The sequence below is a fragment of the Pelistega indica genome (assembly GCF_000506865.1).
GTDB classification, from domain to species: Bacteria; Pseudomonadota; Gammaproteobacteria; order Burkholderiales; family Burkholderiaceae_B; genus Taylorella; species Taylorella indica.
Genome location: NZ_AYSV01000088.1, coordinates 35,417 through 45,033, shown reverse-complemented (window position 1 = coordinate 45,033; position 9,617 = coordinate 35,417). Strand labels below are relative to the sequence as shown.

Annotated in this window: 9 protein-coding genes and 1 tRNA gene; 8 read left to right on the top strand and 2 right to left on the bottom strand. The window is 38.8% G+C overall.

Going from position 1 to position 9,617, the window contains the following annotated elements:
* Positions 1-521 (top strand): FAD-dependent oxidoreductase (locus tag V757_RS22555; protein WP_023951398.1); only part of this gene is annotated, 521 nt, incomplete at its 5' end.
* On the opposite strand, the gene V757_RS22550 is transcribed toward V757_RS22555, so the two are convergent.
* A complete protein-coding gene (locus V757_RS22550) occupies positions 505-1,398 on the bottom strand; it encodes a LysR substrate-binding domain-containing protein (RefSeq protein WP_023951396.1) in 894 nt (297 codons plus the stop codon). The two genes, V757_RS22555 and V757_RS22550, sit on opposite strands and share 17 nt — an antisense overlap.
* Before the next feature lie 285 nt (positions 1,399-1,683).
* On the opposite strand from V757_RS22550, the gene V757_RS22545 reads away from it, so the two are divergent.
* The 3 genes from V757_RS22545 to V757_RS22535 are packed head-to-tail and all read left to right on the top strand — an operon-like array spanning position 1,684 to position 4,511.
* Complete coding sequence (locus V757_RS22545; protein WP_023951394.1) at positions 1,684-2,166, top strand: TRAP transporter small permease; 483 nt, start codon at positions 1,684-1,686, stop codon at positions 2,164-2,166.
* The gene (locus V757_RS22540) at positions 2,163-3,461 is read left to right on the top strand and encodes a TRAP transporter large permease (protein WP_023951392.1); all 1,299 of its coding nucleotides are present in this window, start codon (positions 2,163-2,165) and stop codon (positions 3,459-3,461) included. The genes V757_RS22545 and V757_RS22540 overlap by 4 nt, the downstream gene beginning before the upstream one ends.
* A gap of 51 nt (positions 3,462-3,512) precedes the next feature.
* Positions 3,513-4,511, top strand: coding sequence for a DctP family TRAP transporter solute-binding subunit (locus V757_RS22535; protein ID WP_036694517.1), 999 nt, complete (start codon positions 3,513-3,515; stop codon positions 4,509-4,511).
* A gap of 306 nt (positions 4,512-4,817) precedes the next feature.
* Here V757_RS22535 and V757_RS22530 read toward each other — a convergent pair.
* A tRNA-Met gene (locus V757_RS22530) sits at positions 4,818-4,894 on the bottom strand.
* Positions 4,895-4,969: 75 nt separating this feature from the next.
* On the opposite strand from V757_RS22530, the gene scpB reads away from it, so the two are divergent.
* From scpB to nusA, 4 genes are all read left to right on the top strand, one after another.
* Entirely contained in the window at positions 4,970-5,752 is a 783-nt protein-coding gene (scpB, locus tag V757_RS22525; RefSeq protein ID WP_023951388.1) for an SMC-Scp complex subunit ScpB, read from the top strand.
* A 37-nt stretch (positions 5,753-5,789) separates the two neighbouring features.
* The gene (rluB, locus tag V757_RS22520) at positions 5,790-7,418 is read left to right on the top strand and encodes a 23S rRNA pseudouridine(2605) synthase RluB (protein ID WP_023951386.1); all 1,629 of its coding nucleotides are present in this window, start codon (positions 5,790-5,792) and stop codon (positions 7,416-7,418) included.
* A 239-nt stretch (positions 7,419-7,657) separates the two neighbouring features.
* Positions 7,658-8,128 carry a ribosome maturation factor RimP gene (gene rimP, locus V757_RS22515; RefSeq protein ID WP_023951384.1) on the top strand — a complete coding sequence of 157 codons (471 nt, stop codon included), beginning with the start codon at positions 7,658-7,660 and terminating at the stop codon, positions 8,126-8,128.
* The gene (gene nusA, locus V757_RS22510) at positions 8,125-9,597 is read left to right on the top strand and encodes a transcription termination factor NusA (protein WP_023951382.1); all 1,473 of its coding nucleotides are present in this window, start codon (positions 8,125-8,127) and stop codon (positions 9,595-9,597) included. The genes rimP and nusA overlap by 4 nt, the downstream gene beginning before the upstream one ends.
* Positions 9,598-9,617: the final 20 nt, after the last annotated feature.

Here is a 9,617-nt window from a genome sequence, read left to right as displayed (position 1 = left end):
TCAGGCTTCTGGAGCCTTTAGTAGGTGACGCTTCAGATAAAATTTTGCCTTATCGAAATGGTTCTTGGGATACTCGATTAGCCCTTTCTAGTATTCGACGAGATAAAGATAATCGCTTGTTATTAGGTACAGTTGGTTTGTCTGAAAATAAAGAAAGTTTGTATGTGGCTTGGGCTAATACTATGCTAAAAAAATATTTTCCTGAGTATATGGATCAGATCAAGTGGCAATATCGTTGGTGTGGTCGCTTTGGTTTTACTACAGATCATATTATGCGTATTTTTGAGCCAGCGCCAGGGGTTGTAGCTGCTACCGCATTTAATGGTCGGGGTATTACGACAGGGACAATGTTAGGCAAAGCATTTGCAGATTATTTACATACAGATGATAGAAGTGTTTTACCGTTGCCATTTAAAACGATAGAGGAAAGCATTATTTCTTTCAGAAAGATGAGAGCGACGCTTTATGACACTGGTATTGCCCTTTATCACGCAGGACAATGCCTTAAAATCGTTGTTTAATCCATTCAATAAGTGTTTTGACATGAGGTACATCTGACTTATTAGATGGATGTACCATATAATAAGCACCATTTCGTTCCAACATATGTGACCAAGCAAGTTTCAGTTTGCCCGTTTGTAATTCTTCTTTGACAAAAATATCAGGAACAAGAGCTACTCCACATCCTGAAATAGCTGCATGAACTACGTCATAAAAAGAATCAAAGCGAGGTCCAGCAAAGACACCTTCCCAAGACATATTAGCTGAGGCAAAATAGTCAAGCCAACCATGTGGACGGATACGAGATTGTATAAGTGTGACACTATCAATGCAATTTGGATCAGACATTGGTAATGGATTGAGTTCGGGCGTACAGACGGCGACAAAATGACTATCAAATAATTTAATACTTGCCATGCCGGGCCATACACCATGCCCATGCAAAAAACCCACATCAAGCTCACTGGCATCGGTATGAATAAAATCACCAACTTGATCGTGTACATCAAGGTGGATATTAGGATTAGCTTTGCTAAAACCTTTTAAAGCAGGAATTAACCATCTAGCACAGAAGGTAGGATGAGAGACAATTTTTAAGGTAGCAATGGCATGACTATGAGCCAGAACATTTAATACTGATTCCTCAACCTTATTTAAGGCATCTTGTGTATCATGAAAAAATCTTTCGCCTATAGGTGTGAGCTCAAGACGCTGTTTGTGACGTATAAATAAATTGCAGTCTAGAATGCTTTCTAATAAAGCAACTTGTTTACCTACAGCACTTTGTGTCATATAAAGTTCTTTTGCTGCATGAGTAAAGCTTAAGTGACGAGCCGCGGTTTCAAAACAACGCAAGGAGGTCATGGAAGGAAATTTGCTGGCAGCAATTTTTCTCATATACATTCACATTTAATAAAGTACAACTGAACAATTATACGAAATAATTGATTTTAATATGATATATCGGAAGTATTTTAAGGGTTTACCTTGGTTTTACGAACAGATAATTCAGAGTAATATGTTGCAATGTAGCGATAGTTTCAACGGCGATCTTTATATTGACTCACAAGGTCAAGAATAGCCACAGTATTACCACTACTGAATTGACTATGCACAAAAGTTTTGTATTTCTTGATTGTAGCAAGACGTAGTAATACGTCTACATAGAGTATTGGATTTTTGATGTTTGAACAAAAGAAGTGGTTAGTGCTTGAGGATACACTACAAGTCATTTTATTAGCAGCATTAGCCTGCATTACTATGGGTAACGTATTAGTACGTTATTTTTCTACACAATCATTTGCGTGGACCGAAGAGATCTCAATTTTTTTATTAATCCTAGTTACTATGTTGGGAACTAGTTCGGCTTTTGTACGTTACCAACATATCCGTATTGAGCTTTTATTAAATCGAGCTACTACAAAGACACGTCAGGTACTTGATTTTTTATCAGGAACAATTTGCCTGTTATTCTTTATCTTATTTACTGTATTACTAGCCAAACTTTGTTTGGATGAGATGGAATATGGAGATGTCTCTCCTGCCATCGGTATACCAACATGGTGGTATTCTATTTTTTTACCTATATTATCAACATTAATTACTTTCAGATTACTTCGGCAGTGGTGGGTAATGTTAGTTGCGTTAAAACGAGGTGATGCATGATTGCTGCCTTGTTATTTATTTTATTTGCTATTTTTCTCATCATTGGTGTGCCCGTTGCCATTGCTTTAGGTGTTTCAGGTATTGTGGCGATTGTCTTTAATAATTTAGATACAACATGGTTTGGATTGATGAGTGTTCCTCAAAGTTTTTATGCAGGACTTTCTAAATATCCTTTGTTAGCTATTCCTATGTTTGTTCTATTAGGCACAATTTTTGAGCGTTCAGGTGTGGCACTGCGTATTGTTAATTTTGCGACAGCTGTTATTGGGCGAGGGCCAGGAATGCTACCAATGGTTTCAGTATTAGTAGCTATGTTTATGGGTGGTATCTCGGGATCAGGGCCAGCGAGTGCAGCAGCGGTTGGTGGTGTGATGATTGGTGCTATGACTAAGGCGGGGTATAAGCCAGAATTTTCTGCTTCAGTAGTCGCTGCTGGTGCTGCAACGGATATTTTAATTCCACCGTCGGTAGCGTTTATTATCTATGCTATTTTAGTTCCGCAAGCATCTGTATTAGATTTATTTGTTGCGGGAGCAATACCAGGCTTATTAGCGGGCATATCAATTATTATTCCTGCGATTTATCTTTCTCGTAAATACAAGATGGGGCTTTTGGAAAAGGATATTGAACGTCCCGCTATTTGGCCTAGTTTTGTGCGAGCATTTTGGGGATTAACAGCACCTGCCTTACTCTTAAGTGGCATGCGTTTAGGTTGGTTTACACCGACAGAGGCAGCTGTTGTTGCTGTGTTTTATGGTCTTTTTATTGGTATGGTGATTTATCGTACGATTACATTCAAAGACTTATTGATTATTTTACGTGACTCGGCAGAGTTATCAGCTGTTATTCTATTTGTGGTGACGATTGCTGGAATTTTTGCTTGGGCATTATCAACCTTAAGTATTATCGATCCTATTACAAAATTTGTGGTGAATTCAGGATTGGGAGAGTATACCGTTTTGTTATTACTTATTTTGCTATTGATAATTTTTGGTATGTTCTTGGATGGGATTTCAATTTTCTTAATTTTTGTTCCTATCTTATTGCCAATAGCAGAGCATTTTCAGTGGGATCTAGTATGGTTTGGGGTGCTGTTAACCATGATGGTGGCGATTGGTCAATTTACTCCCCCTTTAGCTGTCAATTTAATGGTGTCATGTCGTATTGCGAAAGTGCCTATTGAGAGTACTGTTCGTTGGGTATTGTGGATGTTAGGAGGAATGTGTGTCGCTTTATTGTTATTAGTGATTTTTCCAGATTTAGTGACAGCATTACCAAGATATTTAAATAGTTAAGGAGATAACATGAGAAAAATAGTTAAACAATTATGCTTAGGTGCTACATTAATGATGGGTATGGTGGCACTATCACCAATAGTTCATGCTGAAGGTAAATATAAGGATGAATATAAATTATCATTAGTGGTAAATACGACTTTTCCATGGGGGCAAGCTACTGAAATTTGGTCTAACTTAGTCAGTGAACGTACACAAGGTCGCATTAAATTCAAGATTTATCCGGGTACTTCACTTGTACAAGGAGATCAAACACGAGAGTTTCCGGCTATTCGACAAGGTATTATTGATGTGGCTGTTGGTTCGACAATTAACTGGTCACCACAGATTAAAGAGTTAAATTTGTTTTCAATGCCTTTTTTAATGCCTGATTATGCAGCAGTGGATGCTTTAACGCAGGGAGAGGTTGGTAAAAAGATCTTTGAACGAATTGAAAAAGCAGGTGTGATTCCTCTTGCATGGGGTGAAAATGGTTATCGTCAAGTGAGTAATTCTAAACAAGCGATTCGTAAACCAGAAGATTTAAAAGGATTAAAATTACGAGTGGTAGGTTCACCATTGTTTATGGATACCTTTACGGCATTAGGTGCTAATCCAGTGCAAATGAGCTGGGCAGATGCTCAACCAGCTTTAGCAAGTAAAGCGGTTGATGGACAAGAAAACCCACTGGCTATTTATAATGGCTCTAAACTTTATAATGTGGGTCAAAAATATTTAACACTTTGGAATTATGTAAATGATCCTTTAGTTTTTGTGGTTAATAAAGAGGTATGGAATTCTTGGTCTAAAGAAGATCGTGAAATTGTCCGTCAAGCGGCTATTGATGCTGGTAAACAAGAGATTGCTATTGCTCGCAAAGGAATTTCACCAGGTGATGATGGTTTAATTAAAGATATTCAAGGTCAAGGAGTAGAAGTAGTCTCACTAACAGCAGAAGAGTATCAAGCTTTTGTTAAAGCAACGCAGCCTGTTTTTGCTAAATGGAAAGATCGCATTGGTGCTGATTTGATTGATTTAGCTCTAAAAGATATTGAAAATCGTAAAAAATAGGTAGTATTTTTCTAAGTTAATGAAGATTGGTTTTTAATGCAATTTTGTTTATCTCCCGTAGACGACTTATCAAGTTACGGGAGAATATAAGAGGTGATCAGCAATCAACAAGTCTTTTTGAGCGACTATATTGAGAAGCTTTATAAAGTACAGTGATAAGTAGCCAGACAAAATAAAAAGCAGGACTGATAAAATCAGACCTGCTTTTTAGAATATCTTGGAGCTGTACCATCACTTATTGTAGAGTATATGCCCATATTTGGACATCTGCTAGTAAATTGCTAACTAATCAACAATATTTAACGATGGTTGCGAGGGCAGGATTTGAACCTACGACCTTCGGGTTATGAGCCCGACGAGCTGCCAGACTGCTCCACCTCGCGTCAGAAAGAATTATTATATAATTAATGATATACTTTATGCAAGTGTTTTATGAAAATTTTTAAAAAGAGACCAATATGGAAGAGGATTTAATCTCTAAAGTCATTGAAACAGCACTTTTATGTGCTAATGAGCCAATGAAAGTGGCAGAGTTAGCAAAGCTTTTTGCTGAGGTGGATGCGGTCTCAAATGATGCTATAAAACAACAATTATTAAATTTACAGAGCCAATGGGAAAATAAAGGGTTAGAATTAGTGGAACTTGCAAGTGGGTGGCGTTTTCAAAGTCGCCCAGATATGCAAAAGTATCTTGAACGTCTAAATCCTGAAAAACCTCCTAAATATTCACGCGCTGTAATGGAAACCTTAGCAATTATTGCTTGGCGTCAACCTGTTACTAGAGGGGATATTGAGGATATTCGTGGTGTTTCTGTTTCTTCACAGATTATAAAAACCTTGGAAGATAGGGATTGGATTGAGGTTATTGGTCATCGAGAGGGACCAGGCCGACCTGCATTATTTGGGACAACAAAGCATTTTCTTGATGATATGGGATTAAAATCTTTGGCACAATTGCCAGAGCTTGAAACTAATCCAGATATGCTCTCAAATGATCCAACGTTAGCCCAATTACTACAAGAGCAATCACCTCAATTGTCTTTGCCCCATGAAGAACAGGAGGCTGACACAACAGAAGGCGAAGTGATATCTGATATGGTAAAAGAGCCAACGCTTGAGCCTACTGGTGATGCTAGTGAAAATACTGCTAGAGAAGGTGAAAATGATTCATTAAAGAATGATGAATCCACGCAACCTATTGATGATGACGACAATCAAGATAACAAGAATTTCTTGGACTAACAAACAAAGACCTCAATTCATTTTGAGGCGGTAGAGAATGATGGACGAAAACGAAGAAACGTCAAATATTGAAAGTGTCGCTAATGACCAGACGCAAACAGAGCAAATAGGCAAAAAAGGGCGTAAATTACGCACGCCGTTCAGACGACGTCGGGTTAATCCTGCTGATAAAAATACAGATAATGAAAGCGTGATAGCAGAATTGAATACAGAGATAGTCTCTGTTGAGCAAGCGGAAGTAGTTAGTAAACCTAAACGAGCACCTCGATCCTCCAGAAAATTATCTTCACAAGAAGCATCAGTCGCTGTTGAGACAAGTGAAGAAAAACCAGCTAGAACAAGAAAAACACCTCGCAAAACTAGCCGTAAAAAAGATAAATTTAGTAGTGATACTATCCCTTCATTTGAAGACGACAGTATTAGTAATGCTGATTTATTGTTAGCCGAAGAAGTTTCCGAAAAGGAACAAAATCAAGTTTTTTCTTATCTTGATAAAAAACATGACCCATTAGAAAAGCGCTTAGGTAAATTCTTAGGCTCTGATCAAGTGATGCCTAAATTACACAAGGTGTTGGCAGATGCTGGTGTGGGTTCACGTCGTGATATGGAAGAATTGATTTTGCAAGGCCGTGTTTCCGTCAATGGTGAGCCAGCTCATATTGGACAGCGCGTAAGTCTTGAGGATGTTGTTCGTGTCAATGGACGTCTAGTGGCTCGCCCTAAAGCAAATCGTCCTCCTCGAGTTATTCTTTATCATAAACCTGCTGGTGAAATTGTTACGATGGATGATCCAGAGAATAGGGCGACTGTTTTTTCACGGTTACCTAAAATGAAAACAGGTAAATGGGTTTCCGTAGGGCGTTTAGACCTGAATACCGAAGGCTTATTGATTTTTACAACTTCTGGTGATTTAGCCAATCGTTTAATGCATCCACGTTACGGTAGCGAACGTGAATATGCGGTACGTGTTTTGGGTGAAATGACTGAAGAGCAACGTCAACAATTATTGCAAGGTATTCAGTTAGATGATGGTATGGCGGCATTTGGTTGTCTGGACTTTATTGGTGGTGAAGGTAGTAATCGTTGGTATAGAGTAACGATTAATGAGGGTAGAAATCGTGAAGTCCGTCGCATGTTTGAGGCTGTTGGTTTGCTAGTGAGTCGTCTGATTCGTTCGCGTTTTGGTGATATATCACTTCCTCGCAATCTTCGCCGTGGACGTTGGGAGGAATTAGATGCGACTATTGTATTAGCCTTAATGGAGCAACTAGGTTTGAATAGACCAGTTGATACCGAAGAAAAATCAGGTAAAGGGAAAAGGGTTGGTCGCGCCCCTCGTCGTATTTCTCACGATAATGCCATGCCTCCGGGGTATGAAAATGCTGTTGATGTAGCATCAGAATTTAGTGTCTATACTCGTCGTAGTGGTCAACCATTGCGAAATGGGTCTCGCACAAGAAGAGGTGGTTTGTCTGGTAATTCTACTACCTACGATAGAACAACAGATGGTGTGCGTACCGCTAAAAAAGCTAATAAAACATCCCGTTCCTCTTATTTAGGGGGTAAAAAATCTTCTCGTACAAGAGATGATTGGCAACCCAAGGGACAAAATGCACATGAGTCTCAGTTGGGCTTTTTGTCGCCTCGACCTAAAAAAATGAGGTAATTTTTAAATATACTTGGCTGCCTCTTTGAATGTAGTTGGGTGTCAAAGAATGCCAACACATTAATAGAGAATTTTGCTTATTGCTTGAAAATAAAAGAAATTTCGGGTACAATTTACCAGAAATTAAAATTTTGCATTGCAAAAGAGTGTTGCGAAATTTTGAAGTGCTTTGATAGGTGATTCATTCACCTCATTTTTAAAATGATGGGCTGTTCAGCCCATTTTTTTTTAATATTTTTATGGCTGATTTATATACATTAACTGAGCAAGCAATTGCTGGTCTTGGTGTTGAACTAATTGATGTGGAAAGAGCTGCTCTTGGTCTATTGAGAATTACGATAGACAAAGAGGGTGGAGTCAATATTGAGGATTGCGAACAAGTGTCGCGATTATTATCACGTGTTTATGAAGTTGAGAATATCGACTACAAACGCTTAGAAGTGGGATCGCCAGGTGTGGATCGTCCACTTCGTCATCTTGCAGATTTTCAACGATTTGCAGGAGAAAAAATAGAAGTTAAATTGCATACACCCATTGATAATCGCAAGGTATTTAATGGGATTTTATCCCTTAAAGAAGGGCAAGCAAATGTGTTTAATTTAACGTTTGAAGAAAAAAAGAACGAAACCAAAGTGATTGAGTTTGCTTATGAAGATGTTGATAAAGCTAAGCTTGATCCTGTATTAGATTTCAAAGGTAAAAAGAAATGAGTCGTGAGATCCTCCATTTTGTTGATGCATTAGCGCACGAAAAAAACGTACCAGCAGATATCGTATTTACGGCTTTAGAGGGTGCATTAGCATCAGCAATGAAGAAGCGTTTTAAAGAAGATGTGGACATTGTTGTAACAATTAATCGTCAGACAGGTGCCCACACTGGGGTGCGTCGTTGGTTAGTTGTTCCTGATGAGGCTGGTTTACAAGAGCCTGAGCGCCAAGAGTTATTGTCTGATGCGCAAGAAATCAAACCGGGTATTCAAGTTGGTGAATACATTGAAGAAGAGCTAGAAATCGAGGATTTTGGACGCATCGGTGCACAAGTGGCAAAACAAGCTATCTTACAACGCATTCGTGATGCTGAGCGTGAGCAAGTATTAAATGAATTCTTGGAGCGTGGTGATAGTATCGTCTCTGGCACGATTAAACGCATGGATAAAGGTGATGCGATTGTTGAAATCGGTAAAATTGAGGCTCGTTTACCTCGTGCATCAATGATTCCAAAAGAGAATCTACGTACAGGTGATAGAGTGCGCGCATGGGTAGAAACCGTTGATCATAATTTACGTGGACAACAAGTAATTCTTTCTCGTACTGCGCCTGAATTTATTCGTGAATTATTTGAAAATGAAGTACCAGAAATTGAACAAGGCTTGCTTGAAATTAAAGCGGCTGCTCGTGACCCCGGTATTCGTGCCAAAATTGCTGTAGTTGCTTATGATAAACGTATTGACCCTATTGGTACTTGCGTGGGTATGCGTGGTTCACGTGTAAGTGCTGTTCGTAATGAGTTAGGTGGCGAACAAGTGGATATCGTTCTTTGGTCTGATGTTCCTGCGGAGTTTGTTATTTCAGCGTTAGCACCTGCACAAGTAGAGTCTATTGTTGTAGAAGAAGATAAAAAGACGATGGATGTTGTCGTTGATGATGAGAATCTAGCTAAAGCTATTGGTACTAGAGGTCAAAATGTACGTCTAGCCTCTGAGTTAACAGGCTGGCAAATTAATATCATGACGCCAGAAGAAAGCAAAAATCGTAAAGCCGAAGAAGACTCAAAATTATTGAAATTGTTCGAAGAAAAATTAGATGTTGATGAAGAAGTGGCATCTATTTTGATTGAAGAGGGCTTTAGTGGCTTAGAAGAAGTTGCTTATGTTCCAGAACAAGAGTTACTCGACATTGAGGGCTTTGATGAGGATTTAGTAGCTGAATTGCGTAGTCGTGCACGTGCGGCTTTATTAACAGAGGCTATTGCACGTGAAGAAGCTGTTGAAAGTGCTCAAGACTTAGTGGGCTTAAAAGGCTTAGATGCTGAGAAAATTGCTAAGTTAGTAGCAGCCAATATTAAAACCAGAGATGATCTTGCTGAGTTAGCAAGTGATGAACTGGCAGAGTTATTGTCTATTTCAGAAGATGATGCAGGACAAATTATTCTCGAAGCCAGAGCTCATTGGTTTGAGTAAGATGTACTCATTAGTTATAT